At 40.5% G+C, this 18440-nt stretch carries 19 protein-coding genes; 4 read left to right on the top strand and 15 right to left on the bottom strand.

All coding sequences use genetic code 11. The features are described 5' to 3' along the window. Positions 1-463: 463 nt before the first annotated feature. The 3 genes from CV014_RS19150 to CV014_RS19140 form a co-directional block, all read right to left on the bottom strand. On the bottom strand, positions 464-775 hold the full coding sequence (locus CV014_RS19150) for a DUF6679 family protein (RefSeq protein WP_236143478.1): 312 nt from the start codon (positions 773-775) through the stop codon (positions 464-466). A gap of 217 nt (positions 776-992) precedes the next feature. Next, on the bottom strand, positions 993-1154 hold the full coding sequence (locus CV014_RS19145; RefSeq protein WP_236143477.1) for a hypothetical protein: 162 nt from the start codon (positions 1152-1154) through the stop codon (positions 993-995). Between the two features lie 280 nt (positions 1155-1434). Continuing rightward, positions 1435-1650: a hypothetical protein gene (locus tag CV014_RS19140; RefSeq protein ID WP_236143476.1), complete on the bottom strand. Its 216-nt coding sequence runs from the start codon at positions 1648-1650 to the stop codon at positions 1435-1437. A gap of 108 nt (positions 1651-1758) precedes the next feature. Between CV014_RS19140 and CV014_RS19135 the strand changes: the two genes are divergently transcribed. Then, positions 1759-1917 carry a hypothetical protein gene (locus tag CV014_RS19135; RefSeq protein ID WP_236143475.1) on the top strand — a complete coding sequence of 53 codons (159 nt, stop codon included), beginning with the start codon at positions 1759-1761 and terminating at the stop codon, positions 1915-1917. Here the strand turns inward: CV014_RS19135 and CV014_RS19130 are convergent. From CV014_RS19130 to CV014_RS19105, 6 genes are all read right to left on the bottom strand, one after another. After that, a complete protein-coding gene (locus tag CV014_RS19130) occupies positions 1911-2708 on the bottom strand; it encodes a Nif3-like dinuclear metal center hexameric protein (protein WP_236143474.1) in 798 nt (265 codons plus the stop codon). The genes CV014_RS19135 and CV014_RS19130 overlap by 7 nt on opposite strands. Continuing rightward, complete coding sequence (locus tag CV014_RS19125) at positions 2708-3457, bottom strand: hypothetical protein (protein ID WP_236143473.1); 750 nt, start codon at positions 3455-3457, stop codon at positions 2708-2710. Before CV014_RS19125 ends, CV014_RS19130 begins: the two co-directional genes overlap by 1 nt. Before the next feature lie 153 nt (positions 3458-3610). Next, positions 3611-4024, bottom strand: a complete 414-nt coding sequence (locus CV014_RS19120; protein WP_236143472.1) for a secondary thiamine-phosphate synthase enzyme YjbQ — start codon at positions 4022-4024, stop codon at positions 3611-3613. A 155-nt stretch (positions 4025-4179) separates the two neighbouring features. Continuing rightward, positions 4180-4701, bottom strand: coding sequence for a helix-turn-helix domain-containing protein (locus tag CV014_RS19115; RefSeq protein WP_236143471.1), 522 nt, complete (start codon positions 4699-4701; stop codon positions 4180-4182). A gap of 97 nt (positions 4702-4798) precedes the next feature. Beyond that, positions 4799-5753 (bottom strand): IS630 family transposase gene (locus CV014_RS19110; RefSeq protein WP_236140973.1). Its coding sequence is split into 2 segments (ribosomal slippage): positions 4799-5411 and positions 5410-5753, totalling 957 coding nucleotides; the frame shifts between segments, so codons are not numbered across the junction. A 35-nt stretch (positions 5754-5788) separates the two neighbouring features. Next, on the bottom strand, positions 5789-6514 hold the full coding sequence (locus CV014_RS19105; RefSeq protein ID WP_236143470.1) for an iron-containing redox enzyme family protein: 726 nt from the start codon (positions 6512-6514) through the stop codon (positions 5789-5791). A gap of 120 nt (positions 6515-6634) precedes the next feature. Here CV014_RS19105 and CV014_RS19100 point away from each other — a divergent pair, with 120 nt between their 5' ends. Beyond that, the gene (locus CV014_RS19100) at positions 6635-7606 is read left to right on the top strand and encodes a LysR family transcriptional regulator (protein WP_236143469.1); all 972 of its coding nucleotides are present in this window, start codon (positions 6635-6637) and stop codon (positions 7604-7606) included. 10 nt (positions 7607-7616) lie between these two features. Here CV014_RS19100 and CV014_RS19095 read toward each other — a convergent pair whose 3' ends face one another. The 4 genes from CV014_RS19095 to CV014_RS19080 form a co-directional block, all read right to left on the bottom strand. Beyond that, entirely contained in the window at positions 7617-9527 is a 1911-nt protein-coding gene (locus CV014_RS19095) for a M48 family metallopeptidase (RefSeq protein ID WP_236143468.1), read from the bottom strand. Between the two features lie 9 nt (positions 9528-9536). After that, the gene (locus CV014_RS19090) at positions 9537-10133 is read right to left on the bottom strand and encodes a LemA family protein (RefSeq protein ID WP_236143467.1); all 597 of its coding nucleotides are present in this window, start codon (positions 10131-10133) and stop codon (positions 9537-9539) included. Positions 10134-10427: 294 nt separating this feature from the next. Next, entirely contained in the window at positions 10428-11519 is a 1092-nt protein-coding gene (locus tag CV014_RS19085; RefSeq protein ID WP_236143466.1) for a glycosyl transferase, read from the bottom strand. 116 nt (positions 11520-11635) lie between these two features. Beyond that, positions 11636-12823, bottom strand: a complete 1188-nt coding sequence (locus CV014_RS19080; protein WP_236143465.1) for an aminotransferase class V-fold PLP-dependent enzyme — start codon at positions 12821-12823, stop codon at positions 11636-11638. Positions 12824-13072: 249 nt separating this feature from the next. Between CV014_RS19080 and CV014_RS19075 the strand changes: the two genes are divergently transcribed. Further along, positions 13073-13546, top strand: a complete 474-nt coding sequence (locus CV014_RS19075; RefSeq protein WP_236143464.1) for a DNA phosphorothioation-associated protein 4 — start codon at positions 13073-13075, stop codon at positions 13544-13546. 32 nt (positions 13547-13578) lie between these two features. On the opposite strand, the gene CV014_RS19070 is transcribed toward CV014_RS19075, so the two are convergent. Together CV014_RS19070 and CV014_RS19065 are read right to left on the bottom strand one after the other, a co-directional pair. Next, the gene (locus CV014_RS19070; protein ID WP_268964801.1) at positions 13579-14769 is read right to left on the bottom strand and encodes a DNA sulfur modification protein DndB; all 1191 of its coding nucleotides are present in this window, start codon (positions 14767-14769) and stop codon (positions 13579-13581) included. A gap of 107 nt (positions 14770-14876) precedes the next feature. After that, the gene (locus tag CV014_RS19065) at positions 14877-16475 is read right to left on the bottom strand and encodes a DGQHR domain-containing protein (RefSeq protein WP_236143462.1); all 1599 of its coding nucleotides are present in this window, start codon (positions 16473-16475) and stop codon (positions 14877-14879) included. A gap of 279 nt (positions 16476-16754) precedes the next feature. Here CV014_RS19065 and dndC point away from each other — a divergent pair, with 279 nt between their 5' ends. Then, entirely contained in the window at positions 16755-18362 is a 1608-nt protein-coding gene (dndC, locus tag CV014_RS19060) for a DNA phosphorothioation system sulfurtransferase DndC (RefSeq protein WP_236143461.1), read from the top strand. Positions 18363-18440 lie beyond the last annotated feature (78 nt).

The raw sequence follows: 18440 nt of genomic DNA, 5'->3' as shown, positions 1-18440 counted from the left end.
AATAATTTCAATATTTCTTTACAGAACATGGGAACTAAAGGACTTCCAACTTAAAAAATATATTATCACTGTGTAGGCAGAGGGGCAGGGGGGCAGAGAGAACTCTGAGCGGAGGTTTCCTCCGTAGACGCGCAAGCGGCTTGCCGCAGGCATCATACCAATTCTCCAAAATTAAGCAACAGATGCAAAGCTTGAAACCCAGATGGTATCTGACTTTCTTAATTGCGAATTGCGAATTGCGAATTGCGAATTGCGAATTGGTATCAGAAGTTCGGAGGTGCAGGGGGAAAAGAACGATGTCTGACTCGGAAATTGGATAATTTATTTTCTGGAAGTCCCTAATAAAAATTAATCCTGAGTACGGTATTTTACTCAGGATTAGGATTGAGAATTTGGTAAGTGTTAATTAAGGAGTAAGAGAGAAACAAAGGTTGCTGCACTAAGGTGACAGACTAAGTTTCTTTTACTCAGGATTGGACTCAGGATAGTGGTTGCGGATACGTTCGGCTTCTGGACAGTCTTCAGTCAGGAGCGGTTCTACGTTCCCGCGTGGGACTGAAGCTAGTTTCTGAGTGACAGCACCGATACTTTCGAGGCGCACCATCTCTTCCCAAGAACAAACCTCGTCTTCCTCCTCTGTTTCATAGCGCAAGGTCACTAAATCTCCCTCTATGTCGATGATGCGGGCGCGTTCTATCCAGCGTTGCTGGTCCCGCAAGAATACGCATACCTCCCGCCCATCGCAACACAGTTGATAAATCTTGCGGTGTAGCATGTACTGCTTCTGCCTTTTTAAACAACGTAGTTAAACTTTTCAAATTTTGGGTTTTACCCCAAGCAAATGACAACCTGAAGAGGTGAGCTTCACGGTTCAGAATCAGTGTGTCAGTTGACCCCGCCCAAGGATTTGCTATTGGTTGTGAGAAGCTAGGGAATTTGTGGGTCATAAACTGGTAGTTACTGCACCAAGATTCTATCTCTTTCAGGGTCATTCAGTGAATGTCTACTTCTTCATAGAAGTCAGAAAATTCGGTAATTGTCCTCACCTGCTGACTATTGGCTGGTAAGTCCTTCCTACCATTATGTAATAATAAATACTCAAAAACAAGTGGTGATTGCGGTTGTTTAATTTGCCTACTTGTGATCATTGGCATTGCTGAGAAGCCTGGGGCTTCGGCTTGACTGTTACCCCTATGTATTTGATCTTAACTCATTCTTTTGCTGACCTTCACGGTTTTCCACAACAAAAGCATAATAGTTTTGATTTTAAGAATTTTCCCTGACACAGCTTGAGGATATCTGCTTGATAAGAGGCAGGGGCAGGGGGCAGGGGGCAGGGGGCAGGGAGAAGAGGAGACTGTAGGTACAAAACAAAACTTCTCTTGTTTATTTGTGGGTGGCTTTTCTCCCCTGCCTCTTTCGTAAAAGGCAGTTTTAGTGAGATTTATCGGATGCGAAAGACTCTAGACTCAGTTGAGAAGAACCTTCTCGTTTAATTTTCCCTGTACGCACTGCATCATATAAATCAGCCAAGGCTGTCAAATCTTCTGGCTGATAACATTTACTCGCTAACACCTGATGGAGTAGACCTTCAGATTCAACGCTGAGATATCCAGTTTGAAAAGCAGATTCAACAAGTGCGCGAATCATTTTAGTTCTGGTAGAGTACGGGGTTTATTATCTCTAGTTTGGAATACTTTACGCTTTTGCTGATTGATATAAAACAGCATATAATGGTGATTTTGGTTACAAAAGTTTGTGATCTATGTCACAATAGTCAACCCCTATTATTCAAAATTCAAACAAAATTCATCAAAAGCTTATAAAAGGGACTGGGGATTGGGGATTGGGGACTGGGGACTGGGGACTGGGGACATGGTAGACAAGGTAGGAGATGAGAAAACTATTGACTATTGACTACGATTGAAAAATTGGCGGAAGTCTTCGTCTTTGGTGCTGAGTTGCACCCAATCTAGGTTTAAGGACTGGAATTTCTGGACTAGCCGATCGCAGGCGGGGCGTTCTGTGGCATAGTGTCCGGCATCAATTAAAATAAGATGGCGATCGCGGCTTTCTTGGAATTGATGGAATTTACAATCGGCTGTTAGATAGGCTTGTGCGCCGGTTTTCACTACTGCACTAATAAAGCTAGCCCCTGAACCCCCTAAAACCGCTACTTTGGAAATTGTCTTTTGTAAGTCAGCAGTGGGGGAAAAGATTAAATCTGGGGGGGTAAGGCGGGTTTGAATGATTGTGAGTAGTTCTTGTAGTGTCAAGAATGGTGCTAATAATCCCACGCGCCCATAACCTAAACCGTTTTGGGTGGGAACGATGGGGGAGACATCTTTAAGTTCTAAGATTTGCGCTAGTACGTCAGCTGTACCGTCTGCGACTTGATCAAAATTGGTGTGGGCTGTATAGATTCCGATGTTGTGGGTGAAGGCTAACCGCACCATTTCGGTAATTGGTTCACCTGTGCGGAAAGATTTGGGAGGGCTAAAAATGAGGGGATGATGGGCAAAAATTAGATTAGCATTTAAGGCGATCGCTTCTTCCATTACCGCCAATGTTGGTGTTAAACATACCAACACCCTTGCGGACTCTTGTAATACACCTGGTTCAACCTGCCAGCCACAGTTATCCCAACTTTCGCACCAAGTGGGATTTGCCCATGCTTCAAACCAAGTAATTAAATCAGCAATTTTCATTAGTGTTTTTGGGGTTGAATATTCAACTCTAATGCTAATTGTTCACGCTTTTCCTGAAAAGGTTTGTTCCACATGGGGACAGCATTCCAAACCCAAGCAGCCACCGGAATAAGTTGGGCTTTGGCTAAGTGAGTTAATAACCGATATTCATCTTCTGGTTCACGGGAGAATGTGAAAGGGTTGCGGAAGCCGTTATCACATATTTTATATGATTGAGATTTACCACGACGAATCCGTTGGATTAGTTCTTGGTGTTTTGCTAGTAAATAATCCAGAAAAGTTAAGCTAAAAGGCTCGATATTGGCACGATTTATTGGGTCTTTTTGTACCCATTTTGCCCATTCAAAACCATAGATGAAATCGTGTACATAACGAAATCTAATTTCACTATTAATGCCGAATAAATCTGTTAGCGAAACCATTTTATTAGCAAAATTTTCTAGAAATACAGCCGCTTCACCTTTCGCTGATAACGCTTGGCGCAACATACTGCTAACCATAAAATCGAAATCCCAGAAGACATTTTCTGGAAAGTTGTTTAATTGAGATTTAACTATGTTTTCTAAAACGTTTTGTATATTATGAATTAAGCGATTATCGGTAATATTTTCTCTAATTAATGCTTCTAATTCTACAAAGCTAGTGATTTTTATTTGATCAGGATTAAGAGTTAAAGGATTAACATGATGTTGCGACAGGATTTCATCAATAAGTTGAAAACTGTTGTTGGGTACAGTATTTTGCTGCATCTGTATTGAGATAGCCTAGAAGCTACAAATAAATCTAATTATATGACAAAAAATCACTGAAATAAAATTAATATAAATAAATGTTAAATTTTGTTATGTAATATTTAAAATTTAGTTTGTTGAGACGCGAGAATTCGCGTCTAGATAGCAAGACTATCCTGAAATATGAACTACTAATTCTCTGGAGTGAGTGCGTTGGCGATGTTCCCAAATATAGATTCCTTGCCAAGTTCCTAGCACTAAATGACCACGATTAATAGGTATATGTTCTGATGTGTGTGTTAGTGCTGTGCGGATATGGGCTGGCATATCATCTGCGCCTTCGGCATCATGAATATATTGTCCTGATTCTGGTACGAGTTTTGCCATAAAGTTAGCTAAGTCAACAAGTACATCAGGATCGGCGTTTTCTTGGATGACTAAACTAGCAGAAGTGTGGCGTAGAAATAAAGTGCAAAGTCCGGTTTCTACTCCTGATTCAGCAACTATCGCTGCGATTTTCGAGGTGATGTTGTGAAAGGATTTGCCGTTAGTAGTAATTCTTAGTAGTTTTTGGAAGTGTGTCATAGAGGAATCCGATTGAAGTTTTGAAATCACTTAAGAGTGGCGTGTCAAGGTCTTTGGTGCGTTACGGCTAACGCCTAAAACACTCTACATATACTACATATACTTAAATTTTTTCTCTAAATCAAATCAGATTCCCATCGCTTCCACCTGAATTATTATGTATTTAACTGTGAATTTTGAGATAGTGGAGATGAATTTTCTGGCGTGGAAATAAGTTGGGACTTTGTCGATAAACCCATTGTTTTGAGTAAGCGTTTGATATGACAATCACTCAACTGAAAGCCGAATTCTTTAGCTAAATGCTTGCTTAACCAGTTTGCTGTCCACCGTCGAAAACCATAACCATAATTACGAGGACTATCACTAACTAGTGTTTTTAAACGCTCTAAATATTCTTCATTTACCGCTTTCGGACGGCCAATGGGGGAAGTTTGCCATTGATGCGCCATTCCACTGCGAGCAATATGTATCCAATGTCTGGCTGTAGCGTGACAGCATCCCAAGGTACGACAGATGTTTGTTTGGGATTTACCTTCATCTGCCAACAACATAATTTGAATACGTTGGCGATATAATTCTGGTAAATCTTCTGTCAAATTTTTCAGTAATAATTGGCGTTGAAAAGGTGTCAATAATTGACCATTGGGGATATTTAAATCTTTGATTTCTGCTTCCATGATATTTTATGGCTATCAAATTAGATTGTGAGGCTCAATATCGGCTGGAAATTCGTATTCATGAAGCAGATCATCGAAATATTGTATATAGCCTTTCTCAGTCTAGTGAAGTACAATAACAACAATGAGTAAACCAATTAAAAATATCATCTAAAGAGACTTGGCTAAAAGCAGTTTCAATTGCTATTACTAAATCTGGATAACTCCTAGCACCGATAGAACGGAGTGCATTCTTAATCTTTGACCAACAATTTTCAATGGGTGAAAAATCAGGAGAATACGGTGGTAAATAAATCAACTTAGCTCCAGCAGATTCGATGAGTTTTTCAATATCCCCACCTTTATGAATTGAGCAATTGTCCATGATTACATAATCACCTTTCTTCAGTTTCGGAACTAGTTTTTGCGAAATATAAGCCTCAAATGTTAGACCATCAGTCGCTCCTAAAATACTGTATTGGCTAACGACTCCTCTCAAACCAATTGCACCAATTATCGAAACATTTTTACTACGTTTTTGCGGTCTTTGACCATGCGCTCTTTCACCTTTTTTGGCACGAGCAGACTGTCTGTCCAAAGATAGATTCGCTCCGGCTTCATCTAGAAATATCAGCTTTTGGGCTGGTATTCCTCGTATTTGTAGCCAAAACTGTAATCTTAACGATTGAACTCTTGGAGTATCTTTTTCTGCGGCGTGCAATGTTTTTTTTTAAGCTAATTTCCATCCTCTTTAACATTCTGTCTACTGTCGAAATTCCAATGGTTATTCCTGTTTTTTGTTTGAGTAGCTCCCGAATTTCTGATAAAGTGGCATCATTTTTGGCTTCTACTATTTCCTGAAGCACATTCAATTGCTGAGAGTTTAGCTTTGGTGGCGTTTGTTGTGTTCTGACTTTCGGTGCGATATTTCCTGTTTCTCTATACTGTTTCAGTAATTTCTCTATAAATCCTAAAGTTACACCAAATCTTTCTGCTAACTTTCGTTGTGATATTCCATCTTTTAAATATGTATCCAGTATCTTTTGACGCAAATCGAGGGAATATGCTTTCATTTTTACCCTAGACTAGTATGTACAGCTTTATTTGCTCAATTGTACTTCAGCAGACTGGGAAAGGCTATATGTCGGTTGATTCCACCTTCGACGGCTGTGATGATGTGCTGTTGTTTGGTTGCATCCCCATCGTAGTGAATTAGTACCGGACGAATAGAATCTTGAAAATGATTCACCTCTAATTTTGCGTGTAAGCTTAACCAAGTCGGATGCTTCAGACCATGAGCATCAAAGTAAGATTGGAGAATTCTGGCATTTCTGATTGATACGCACAGTTCCCGACCACTCAAAGCAGCCAGTGCTTCGTAAAAGTTATCGCTTCCGTGGCCGAATTCATCAAAAAATGAACGTTCGTAGGATGCAGTTGCAGCACTTCGTTGACTTGCCATCATGTCAGCATCGCTCAATCCTAAATCGTGAAGAAATTCCACGTACATCTCACTGTGACCATCTTGCAAGTCGCTAAAGATGTGATCTGCTAAAGACATAATTGCAGATTTTTGGTCTGGGTTAGTACAACTGTCAGCTTTGACGATGCACAAGCCGAACCATCTATGCAGCCGATCGCGCCAATGATGGTACTGGAGAAAAGCATATTGGATGATTGGTGGAGTAATCGCACCTGCTTTGAGTAGGCAAAAAAAGCGACTGCGATCAAGGACTTCATGACAATAAGTGATGATTTGAGAAGAGATTGCTGATTCTTGAGCTTTTACCGCAGGCGTTAGTTCTATGTCTCGATTTAAGCGGCTAGATGTCATAAACAATCTTTTAGTTGCAGGTTATGAGTTGATGAAAGCCAGCTTAGGAAATTATGAATATGTTAGTAAGGTAATTTTAATCATATTAATATGATGTTTTAATTATATTATTGTGGGAAAATGACCCCAAAAATCTGGAAACATCTGGAAATGCGCCAGCTACAGTATTTTATGGAACTGGTTGCAGAACCAGGTGAGCAGAAAAGCTTTAGTAAAGCGGCTGTGCGTTTAAATGTGGAGCAATCCTACCTCAGCAAAACGATCGCAGCTTTGGAAGCGGCGTTGAGTGTGGAATTGTTTGATCGTTCTCGTCGTCCTCCGGTGCTATCGGTGGCAGGAAAGGTGTTTTTTACTGAGCTAAGAATTGCCATGACTGCGCTGGAACAGGCGGTAACGAACTCCCAGGAAGCCAGTCGCGGCGAAATTGGCAAACTGGTTGTGGTAGTCAACACGGCGATCGCCAATAGTTTACTTCCCGATATTCTCAAAACTTTTCGCGATCGCTATCCGAAAGTGGAATTGGAACTGCGCGCCATGACGATTGAGGAAATGATCCAAGGACTACGAGATACTTCCATCAATGTTGGGTTTGAACATTTGCCTAATCCTTATTCAGATGATTCCACTCTGAACTTTCTCCCGATTATGCAAGAGTCTTTTGTGGTTGCATTGCCAGAATCTCATCCCTTGGCGGCACTTAATTACATTCCGCTTGCTGCACTCAAGCACGAACATCTGATTTTGCCCCCGCTTGAGGCTGTACCTTCCTACAAAGTCCTGTTATCACAATTTGAGATGCAGGGATTTAAGCCCACATTGCTAGAAACTGTCAAAGCCACCTGGATGGTAATTAATCTCAGCTTAGTTGCAGCAGGCGCAGGGGTGTCGATTCTACCGGACAACGTACAAACGCTTCAACGTCAAGGAGTGGTGTACCGAGAACTACAAGATGTCCCCTTTGCTCGACAAATAGCAGTGATGTGGCGGCGGGCGGATCTCAAGGATTTGTTAGAGCCTGCACCAAATGATGCGATTTTGCTGCGTCAATTTCTCTTAGTAGTTCAAGAGGTAGCAAAACGTTGTGCAAGCTAAGGTTTATTCCTCATATTGACTTAACTTTCTCAGTTTTGGGCTTGATAACTCTACGCCGAGCATTAAGAAAAGGCGGAATCGGACAGTCCAATGTCATCGCGATCGCTCTTAACAAATCAGCTTCACCATCAGTAACTTGATTATCTAGTAGTACGGTGTGGGCGCAAGCATCAACAATGGCTTGTTTCAGTTTAGGGGTTGTCAGACGCAAACGCTCAATACTCTTTTTGACTACCGATAAATTACAGGCTACAGGTGTATAAGTTTCTCCCTTTTGTCCTGCGCCTGGTAGACGAAAGACTCCCGAACGAAAAGCGTAGGCGATATCTTCGGGTTGAGACTGTCCTACCCTAGCGATCGCGGATAGAACATTAATACTGTCTGGCCAAATCTCTTCTATGGTGGTAAATTCTACCTTGGTTGTGGCTGATGGATCTATACAAGATTGGAGGCGATGCCACATGACTATTTGTACAACAAAGTGCCATAGAGAAAAACTGTCTGTGGCCACAATTAAGCCTTGGATACATTTACATAGTCTCAGACAGTCTTGAGCAGAAAATGTGCGTAATGCTGGTATTGTTAAATCAACTAATGGTAGACGTAAATTGGGATCTAACTGACTAATTTCGTTGCCTAATGTCAGCGTTTGTTCCACAATCTCCTCTGGTTGGACTTTCCGCAACCAAGCAATTTGGCGTGCTTGAATCTGAGGATTTTCAGTATCTAAAACGAAGGCAAAAGCGATCGCCATTGCACTTTGCTGTTCCCTGACACCTGAACGCAGGGATTCTGGCAACTTTGATAATAATGCTTGAGCGTGGGCGAAATGCTCTGGTGCAACAGTACCTACTTGGTTAACTACTTGCTCTGGGGTGATTGTGGTGTTACCACCAGCAAAACCCATTGTGCGGGAATCTGCTGTATGGGAATGACGCACTGGAGATGGGGCTGGAGCTAAATCACGAATCCTCAAACCTCTGACACGGCGGATGCGTTCCTTGAGGGGTGGGTGTGTGGAAAACATCCCTTCCCAGAACGAAGAATTGAGGGGATTGCCAAAAAACATATGACTGGAGGCTTCTGCATGGGGAGAAATGAGGCGTGAGTCGAGTCTTTGCAGTTTTTCAAATGCTCCAGCAATACCATCGGGATTGCGAGTAAATTGGACAGCAGAAGCATCAGCCAGAAATTCTCGTTGGCGAGAGACAGCAGCTTTGATGAGACGACCGCAGATTAAGCCAATTGAGCCAATGAGCATCAGTGCTAGCCCAAAAGACCACAAAGGTAAACCTTTTTCTTCACGGGAAGCACTCCGAAATCTCCACAAGATTCTCCCAGTTATATAGATGAATAAAATTCCGTGCAGCATCCCTACTAAATGCAAGTTTAGCCGCATATCTCCATTGAGAATGTGACTAAATTCGTGACCGATGATTCCTTGTAGCTCATCTCGGTTCAGAGCCAGTATGCTACCACGGGTAACTCCAATGACGGCATCATTAATAGTGAACCCAGCTGCAAAGGCATTAATGCTCATTTCTTGATCGAGGATATAAACTGATGGCACAGGAATTCCAGAAGCGATCGCCATTTCCTCGACAATATTTAATAGTTGCTTTTCTTGGGGATTAGCTAGTTCAGTAATCAGAAACCGTCCCCCCAACTCTTGAGCAATCACTGCTCCCCCTGACCGCAAAGAGTAGACTTTATACAAGCTACCCAAAGCGATCGCTAAAATTGTCAGGCTAGCCACACTCAAAAACAACTGTGGTTCCCACCAAATCCGAGGAGCTATACGGAATAAAAACAGCGCAGCTATATAAATTGCTGTAATCATCACAGCGATTGATAAAGTAAATAACCCTAATAGCTGCTGTGTATTTTGCCGCGCTCTATCTTGATGTTCAAAAAAATTCATAGCTTGGTATTAAAAAGACACACGGGGCGCGTTCTTGACTTCGGGTGGTGCATCTGGTAGTAGTTGTGCCAAGGCAAAGTTGAAGTTGTTCGCTATTAAATTACTGGGGAAAGTTTCACTTTTAGTGTTGTATAGTGTGACCGCATCATTAAAAGCTTGACGAGCAAAAGCAATGCGGTTTTCTGTGGAAGATAGTTCTTCCATGAGTTGGCTCATAGTGCGATCGGCTTTTAATTCTGGATATGACTCGGAAATTACCATCAAGCGACCTAATGCACCTGTCAGGGCGGTTTCTGCACTACCTAACTGCTGCATGGCTTGGGGATCACCAGGATTTTGTGCTGCACGGGTACTAGCATTAATTGCCGAGTTCCGGGCGGCGATGACGGCTTCTAAAGTTTCTCGCTCATGTTTCATATACCCTTTGGCAGTTTCTACCAAATTGGGAATTAAGTCATAGCGACGCTGTAATTGCACATCTATCTGAGAATAAGCATTTTTGTAGCGGTTGCGAAGCTTAACTAAATCGTTGTAGCTACTAATAATGACGACAGTAATAATTGCAACTATAGTTACAAAAAATATGAACAATCCTATAGGATTCATACATTTACATCCAATACGGAATTATTTTTTCAGAGAAAAATTTGCAGTGTAAATCTATCTATTTCCGGCGGCAAATATATAAATGTCAGTCTAATCTAGAATATACTTAATGTCTTCTGTAAAAATAATTACGAATATTTGCTGATGTGTAAGTTCTATTTAAGTAGAACAGGGTCAATAATTAAATGTTAGTAGTGAGAACTTTAGTTCTCATCAAAGGACTAAAGTCCTTACTACAAACCGCATCCTAGTATTTTGATATTAATTAACGTAGTTCGTTTTTTTCCACTTGTTCTACATATATTGATGAGCCTGGAGGTAATTAATCATAGCTTGGGCGATCGCTTGATTTCCATCCTTAGCTAGTGGGTGTGTTTTTTGTGGTGGTTGTAATGGTTGATTTAAGAAATCCCATTTACCTTGAAAGAACTCCTCCGGCTGCACAATTTGATGATAGTTGTAGTTGACTAAGCCTTCTAAAAGAAAAGCTGCTTCCGCAAAATCATCACGGGGGATTGTAACTAGAGGTACATCTAATAAAGTAGCTTCCGAAAATGTGCCGTAACCAGGCTTAGAAATTACTCTCCCACAGATAGGCATAAAATCAACTGGGCGAAATTTGCGGTCATTAATTTTGATTAAATTCGGTAAATCAGGGGCAGACTGATCAAAGACAATAAATTGCCATTTGGGAAAATGGCGCAAATTATCGTAAGGAATTTGTTGTAAACCTAAGCCGCCGAAGGTGAGTAAGATAGTTTTCTCTGGAGGTGCGGTGATTCCCCAAATAGTACGAATTGCTTCGGCTGTGTAACGGGGAGTACCACCAGTTAAGCCGACATCTATAATATTGGGGAAAGCTGGCATAGGTTCGTGAAAGGGTAAACGAAACAAGCGATCGCACTTTTGATAACATTCACTTATCCAATCAGCAATAGCCACAAATTCCCCACCCCAGTCACGATAGATAAAGTCCCAGCCAAAATTACTCATCATCCAGCAAGGTATACCTGCTTTTTGGGCGAATAATGGTGCTAGAAACGGAATATCTGCAAATATCAACTGCACTCGATTTTGACGGATAAAATTCACTTCTGAAGCAATTAAGGAGTTTTGCTGCTTTTTAATCTCCAGCAACCTCGCCAAAGTCGCCTCCTTATCCATATTTAAGCTATCAGCTTGCACCACACCCAAATCAAAAGCGCGGGGACGATGAATAAAATCACCCTCGATGTAACACTCAAGTAACCACCGAGGCGCAGTAGTCACCATAATTAACAGCACTTCTGGACACAACTTTTGAATTGTCGCCGCTACAGATGCGGTGCGTGTAGCATGGCCGAAGCCGTGATTGGTAATGGCTACGTATAGGATGGGACGTTGCATTTTGGGGATTGGGGGTTGGGGATTGGGGACTAGGTAGAAGTAATGAGTAATGAGTAATGAGTAATGAGTAGTGAGTAGTGACTAATGACTAATGACTATTGACTATTGACTATTGACTATTGACTATTGACCAAAAATTTTTCTACTGCTTCAACTAAGTAGTCGATTTCTGACTCTAAGGTTAAATAATGGACGGTGGTGCGGATACAACTGGGATCGGCAAGGGTGCGGGTTAATATTTTTTGAGTATCGAGAAACTGCAACAATTTTAGAGGTTGATGATTTGTTAATTGAAAGGAGACTATACCGCATTCTGGAGGTGCTGTGCGGAGACATTTCACATGGGGTAATGCGGTTAAACGTCGCCATAAATATTCGCTGTTGTGGCGAATTTGGGTGTACCGTTCTTGTGGTGTTCCCCATTTTTGATGAGTTGCGATCGCCTCTCGCAAACCTAAATATAATGGGTAAGGTGGGGTAGATACTTCATAGCGTCTTGCATCTGGTTTCCAGTTCACTGGTCGAGATTGGCTATCCACCATAATTCCATACAACCCGATAAAAGTCGGATGCAGATTTTCTAGACTTTCTGGACGCACATACAAACCCCCCACACCTTCGGGGCCGCATAACCATTTGTGACCGGTAAAGGCATAGAAATCTACTCCTAATTCTGCTAAGTTCAAAGGTAAAGCCCCAACGGATTGGGCTGCATCTATTAATAAGAGAGAATTATTGTTTTTACATACCTCTACGATTTTATCTAGAGGTAGCACTTGACCGGTGTTCCAAAAAATGTGACTGAGTACGACTAGGCGCGTCTGAGGACGCAAATTTTGAGCAACAATGGCTACGGGATCGCCTTCATTTAAAGTTGCTTGTAAAGGACAAGTTGTAACTTCCACCCCAAAGCGACGACTAATTTCTTGACTAGCAGCCACAACCCCAGGATGTTCACAGTCTGAGAGTAAAAGATGGTCGCCTGCTTGCCAGTTTATTCCCCACAAAGCAATATTGCAACCTACGGTGACATTATCCGTAAAAGAGATTGTATCAGGTGTAACGCTTAATTCAGAGGCGATCGCGTTTCTGACGGTGGGCATTTGCGCTGTTAACCAAGCACCAGCCTCACTTCCAAAGGGGCCAATCTGCTGAATATAAGATATAGTTTGTGCGATCGTGTCTATTGTGGCTTGAGGCATTGGCCCCTGTCCACCATAGTTAAAATAACGCTTATTCGCTAAAGCTGGGAATTGTTCTCGATGTTGTTGTAGCTTAACCTGTGCAGTGGAAATACTAGTCATAAATAATTAAAAGTGAATACATAACATTTTCCCTCTTAGTCTCTCACTCCCTCAACCCAAAAAATAGGGAATAATGTTGCCGAAGAGATAGCGGCGAGTATTTTGCTACTGGTAGGACTTCACCCCTTAGATTTTGACAGGTTGCTCATTCTTAATGAAATAATCAGTCTTAAGCTTTCTCTACCGCAGCAAATCTAGGCATTACTTCTACTTTTCGGCTAATATAGCTACAAAGCGATTATCAATATCATGGCAGAAACGGGTAGAATCAGGGTTGCTAAAGATAAAGCTGAGTTAGTGAAAGCGTTAACCTCTTCAGATGGTAGTACAGGGCCTTTTCAAACATTTGCTGATGTCATTGTCTTTGCTGCTGCGTTAGGTGCAAAGCATAAAAAGCGTGTACCCTTGGGCGAAATTTCTAAACGAGAACCATCACCAATCCGATTAGAATACTTTGCTTCAGTCGGAAGCGATGTAGTCATTAAATTACTAGGGATGACTGAAACTCAGAATATCAATATATTATCGATTTATGAAGAAGAATATGAAACTCAACGCAACAGTATATTTGAAGAATATGCTAATGGAGGGCTAGAAATACTGCAAACTGAGTTGAGGGGAGCAGTTGATTACACCGAGAGAATTTTATTATTTCTCTGTTACGAAAGAACTTCTAAAGATGAACAGGAAGAGGAATTTGATCTCAGCAAATTCCTCTTTTAATCAAATTGAGTGAGACTATAAACAATAATCTCTTACATCCATTGCAATTCACTTACTACCATCTTGACCGCATCGTTAACTGCATTCGCCGCAGTTGATAATTTATAGGGTTTATCAGGATTCTTTGGTTTCGTGTCTATTCTTACTACATTGTCTCTCCACAATGGATTCTCTCTTGACCAATTAATCTGCGACAGTTGCAAGACTTTCCCTTCATGAAAATAGTTATCTGCTTGAGAATAGGTGTAATATAACAAACGTCCTAAAATTTCTAAGCCCACACTTACACCTAAAAGACAGTCGTCTTTAAATTCAGCCACTTCGTTTTCTGTCAATTCTTCTGCACTTGTATCGAAAATATACTCTGTATTGCTGCATTGTGAAAAGAATTGATTTAGACAAATCACTAAAGCATCCGAGGCTTCATAAACGTCATGATCTCGCAGTTGGTTATTGGGATCGTTAGTAAAAACACAACTGACAAATCTAGCTATAAAGTTAGTTGTATAAATGAGCTTTTGTTTAGTAGCAGGAGAAGATTTAATCTTTTCTGTCTTACCTTGAAACATTGGCACTCTTTGTATTAATTCTTTAGTAATGCCAACTCTGCCAGAAAAGTCTCCAAATGATAATAACAATGATTTATCCAACTGTCTAGTTTGTGCCATGTCTCTAAAATCTGTCTGACATTGACGAAAGTCACCCTCTAAAACTAGAGTAATTGGAAAATCATCGTCACTAATCAAATTACTTTCTGCACCCTCTATGAGTTCATGAATTGCACGTTTGCGATGTTGTCCATCAGTAATATCTAATTTAACTCCACGCCGAATTACAACTAGACAAATACCTCTACCTAATTCAATAACTGTGATATCTTTCGGATTAACATTTGCTGTCAAAGTTCCTACGATCCAAGGTTTATCTTTTTTAGCACGTTCAACTATATAATGTTTAATTTCTTCAGCATGACCTTTTACTTCTGGACGATTTTTACCAGAATCAGGATCATTTCCAGTAGATGGTTTTGCTTGAAGCAATCCAGAAAAATCACTTGCAGGTACATTAATCTGTAGCATTGTGCGCTTACCCTGCTTAAATATTAGCCCAGGATAGCAACGCTCACGATGATATTTAGAAAAAAAAGGTTCAAGAAAGCTATTAAACTCAGCTTGAACTTTTGGGGAAATGGTATTAGCACTATCCTGGTTTATGTTGACCATAAAATCGGTAGTATAATTGTAGTGAATGTATTAATTATACTAAACCGTGTTTAAGAGTGATGAAATCAGTGAAAACTCTAAGGGAGATATATATTTAAAGCTGTCCCTTATATAAGCGGTGGAAGACCTACTTCTTTAGGTTCGACAAACTCACCATTAAAACCTATGGTTCTGTCTTCTACTGTTCTAGCATTGGCTAAAGCTTTACGAAGTCCTGCAATTTCCATTGGGTCTGAAATTCCCCCCAACAGATAAATTAATAACTTAGCAGCTAAATCTTTTCCAGAAACTTGCACCCGCTTTTTATTGGGATCATATAAAATCCCATACCAAAGAGACTGGGGATACTCCATACCAGTAAAACCGCCTTGCTGGTCAAACTTACGTAATTTCTTAAAAATGCTAGCTAAGGAGAACCCTTTTTTAAACACTAGAAATCCTAAAGCCTGCGCTATAGCAACTTGAGCAACGGGACGGAAAAGAATATTAGCTTCACCACCACCTTTTTCAAAACTAAATCTTCTTAAAACTGGTGTATCTTCATGTTCCAAAATTTTATAACTAGGTAGGCTTGCCAAACTATCAAAAAGTTTTTTGAATTCCTCAATTCCCTGCTCAATTTCTTCATTTTCTGGACGCATAGGAATCAAACCTTTCTCAAAGGGTTTCCAATGAGGAAACTTATGACCCAAGTATCTCTCTGACATATCCTGTAATGCTTGTAGTGTCGTCAAAACTGTGGAATTTGTCGCCACTGTTGCACTATTCCAATTAACGCGCGGGTTACGATTTGGTTTTTGTTCTAAAAGTGGATGAGTAACTGCAATTTTACGCGCCACAATAGCAAAACCATCATCTTCATTTAGCTGTGCTAATTGACCTTTAGTTAAAGGCGCAGCCATTAAGTTAACATGAACAAAAACTGACCTTACCCTCCGCCTAGCTTCGGTGCGTGTCTCCCCAGCGTTCACCGTACAAATGAATTCAATCCCAATTTTTTCTTTAGGTAAGCTTTGTAAATAAGCAGGGTCTACTTCATATTGTTCTGTTAAATCTGCAAGGGTGATTAAACTATCATCTGCTGTTTTATCTTTCTTATATCGCTGGAGTTTACTAGTTTTAATTAACTCTATCAACCCTTGCACACCCATTAAACGGTGCTGACCATCTAGTGCATAAATGGTGACGTTATCTTCAGAAACATTCAGCAAACCGACTTTCTCATCTTTATCTAAAGGGGTAAAGTCAGTGGTAGATTTTTTCGCACGCCCCTCACTATCCCATTCTGGTGCTTTGGGGTTATCTACCCAAGGTTGATTAATTACTACTAGCACTGGGGGAAACTTATGATTTTTTCTCGCAGCTAAATATTGAACTAAGGGTGCTTGGCGCGACCAGTCAAGGGGACGCTGCTGAATTTCGTCGATACTATCAGCATCAATTTCAATATTGTCCGTCTCTGGATTGTGCTTTTTTTGGAGTAGGGGCAAACCAGATGCGAAGTGAACCCTACCAGCAAACCATTCTAAAGTCACAGAACCAATATAAGCTTCTGTTCCGCCCATTTCAGTCTTTTGAACTAAAATATGATCTTTTTTGTCTAAAAAATTACTTAAAAGTAGAGATAATACTTGTTTTTCCTTGTTTTCCCTTTCTAAATACTCTTTAGCTAGCTCGGTTGTTGGATCAAATGTACTATCATTCATGTTAGTTTTTGAAAACTCCAATCTATAAAATAAAAATTTTCTAAAAAAAATACGCAGTAATTGTAAATTTTTTAAAAATTGCAGTAAATATATATAAGAAGAAAGATCAAAAATTTGCTGTTTCCAGCAGGCTCATCAAGTTTTGCACCTCAAATTGAGAGGAATTCAGCCTACACGGATTTATATCTGTGTGGGCTAATCTTGCCTGTCTTGTCATAAATTGCATTTGACTTGGTGTAATAAATGAGGTGACAATCTTGTTTTCAGAAGGAGGGAGAAATGAGTACAGCACAAAAACCAGAAACTAAAGGTCAGCAAACACGTACTGTATCAGAGTTTGTGGAAGATATCCAAGCTCTCACAACTGAAATTCAAGAATTGTATTGTTTGGATGCGATTCCCTGGGTTATCGGTTATTCGGGTGGAAAGGATAGCACTGCGACTTTACAGTTGGTTTGGAATGCGATCGCAGCTCTTCCCCCAGAAAAACGCACTAAGACGATATATGTGATCACTACAGACACATTAGTAGAAAATCCTATCGTTGCGGCTTGGGTACGTAATTCGATTAAACAGATGAAATCTGAAGCACAAGCGCAAGGATTACCATTTGAACCTCATTTGTTACAGCCAGATTTTAAAGAAACTTTTTGGGTGGGTTTAATTGGTAAAGGTTATCCAGCACCAAGAGGGAAATTTCGTTGGTGTACAGAACGCCTGAAAATTAACCCGTCAAATCGCTTTATTCGGGATGTGATCCGAGCCAGTGGAGAAGCAATTGTTATCTTAGGTACGCGCAAAGCCGAAAGCACAAAACGTGCTAACAGAATGAAAAAATTAGAAGCTAAACGGGTGCGTGATCATCTTAGCCCTAATATGAATTTACCCAATTCTTTAGTTTATAGCCCGATTGAAGATTGGCAAAATGATGAGGTTTGGATTTATTTAATGCAGTGGGAAAATTCTTGGAAATATAGCAATAAAGACTTATTTGCTATGTATCGAGGTGCGTCTGCTGATAATGAATGTCCCTTGGTTGTGGATACAACTACACCTAGTTGTGGAAGCTCTCGTTTTGGTTGTTGGGTCTGTACTTTGGTCAGTCAAGACAAATCATTAGCTGCGATGATTCAGAATGACGAAGAAAAAGAATGGATGCAACCTCTATTGGATTTTCGCAAAGAATTGGATGCGGAAGAAACCCGCGATCGCCGAGATTTCCGCCGCAGAAATGGATTAGTGCAATTATATGATCGTAACCTAGAAGGAGAAATATCTGTTGAGCCTATTCCTGGCCCTTATATTAAAGAAGCGAGAGAAGATTGGCTAAGAAAACTACTAACAATCGAAAAACAACTACGTCAAACAGCACCAGAAAATATGTGTGATATTACTCTCATAACTTTAGAAGAATTGAGTGAAATCCGCCGCATTTGGTTAGAAGAGCGACACGAATTTGATGATAGTCTACCCCGCATATATCAAGAAGTGACGGGTGAAGAATTCAAAGATCCTCGTCCTGGTGCTGATCACAAACTACTAGGTAGTGATGAATGGTCTGTGTTAGAAGAAATTTGTGTATCTGATGATATGCACTTGGAATTAATGGCGAAACTTTTAGATACAGAACGCCAGTTCAAAAAGAAAAGTAAACGTGTAGGAATCTACGATAGTTTAGAGAAATGTTTTGATACTAGTTCACGTTCCCCAGAGGAAGCTATTAAGAATGCTCATTTAAAACGCGACTTGCGAGAAGCCGTGATTCAAGGTGATATCGCCACAGTAAAGGAGAAAGTGAAGCAGTTAACTTTGGGTGATGCTGTGGATGAAGGTAAAGCAGAAAGTGATAAGCCTGTAACTTGGGGAAAGATGAAATTTAAAAAGTAATTATTTCTCTGCTTAATATCTGACAATGAAAAGTTAATGCTTGCTTTTTCTTCTCCTGAGAATCAGGCAAATTATACT

It is taken from the genome of Nostoc sp. CMAA1605 (assembly GCF_021596505.1).
GTDB lineage: Bacteria > Cyanobacteriota > Cyanobacteriia > Cyanobacteriales > Nostocaceae > Trichormus.
The sequence above is the reverse complement of the archived record's forward strand: the minus strand, read 5'-3'. Positions and strand labels throughout refer to the sequence as shown.

Bases quoted from the DNA above. Each gene is read 5' to 3' on its own strand.
- CV014_RS19150 (WP_236143478.1), bottom strand. From the start codon at position 775: ATGCTACACCGCAAGATTTATCAACTGTGTTGCGATGGGCGGGAGGTA.
- CV014_RS19145 (WP_236143477.1), bottom strand. From the start codon at position 1,154: ATGCCAATGATCACAAGTAGGCAAATTAAACAACCGCAATCACCACTT.
- CV014_RS19140 (WP_236143476.1), bottom strand. From the start codon at position 1,650: ATGATTCGCGCACTTGTTGAATCTGCTTTTCAAACTGGATATCTCAGC.
- CV014_RS19130 (WP_236143474.1), bottom strand. From the start codon at position 2,708: ATGAAAATTGCTGATTTAATTACTTGGTTTGAAGCATGGGCAAATCCC.
- CV014_RS19125 (WP_236143473.1), bottom strand. From the start codon at position 3,457: ATGCAGCAAAATACTGTACCCAACAACAGTTTTCAACTTATTGATGAA.
- CV014_RS19120 (WP_236143472.1), bottom strand. From the start codon at position 4,024: ATGACACACTTCCAAAAACTACTAAGAATTACTACTAACGGCAAATCC.
- CV014_RS19115 (WP_236143471.1), bottom strand. From the start codon at position 4,701: ATGGAAGCAGAAATCAAAGATTTAAATATCCCCAATGGTCAATTATTG.
- CV014_RS19105 (WP_236143470.1), bottom strand. From the start codon at position 6,514: ATGACATCTAGCCGCTTAAATCGAGACATAGAACTAACGCCTGCGGTA.
- CV014_RS19100 (WP_236143469.1), top strand. From the start codon at position 6,635: ATGACCCCAAAAATCTGGAAACATCTGGAAATGCGCCAGCTACAGTAT.
- CV014_RS19095 (WP_236143468.1), bottom strand. From the start codon at position 9,527: ATGAATTTTTTTGAACATCAAGATAGAGCGCGGCAAAATACACAGCAG.
- CV014_RS19090 (WP_236143467.1), bottom strand. From the start codon at position 10,133: ATGAATCCTATAGGATTGTTCATATTTTTTGTAACTATAGTTGCAATT.
- CV014_RS19085 (WP_236143466.1), bottom strand. From the start codon at position 11,519: ATGCAACGTCCCATCCTATACGTAGCCATTACCAATCACGGCTTCGGC.
- CV014_RS19080 (WP_236143465.1), bottom strand. From the start codon at position 12,823: ATGACTAGTATTTCCACTGCACAGGTTAAGCTACAACAACATCGAGAA.
- CV014_RS19075 (WP_236143464.1), top strand. From the start codon at position 13,073: ATGGCAGAAACGGGTAGAATCAGGGTTGCTAAAGATAAAGCTGAGTTA.
- CV014_RS19070 (WP_268964801.1), bottom strand. From the start codon at position 14,769: ATGGTCAACATAAACCAGGATAGTGCTAATACCATTTCCCCAAAAGTT.
- CV014_RS19065 (WP_236143462.1), bottom strand. From the start codon at position 16,475: ATGAATGATAGTACATTTGATCCAACAACCGAGCTAGCTAAAGAGTAT.
- dndC (WP_236143461.1), top strand. From the start codon at position 16,755: ATGAGTACAGCACAAAAACCAGAAACTAAAGGTCAGCAAACACGTACT.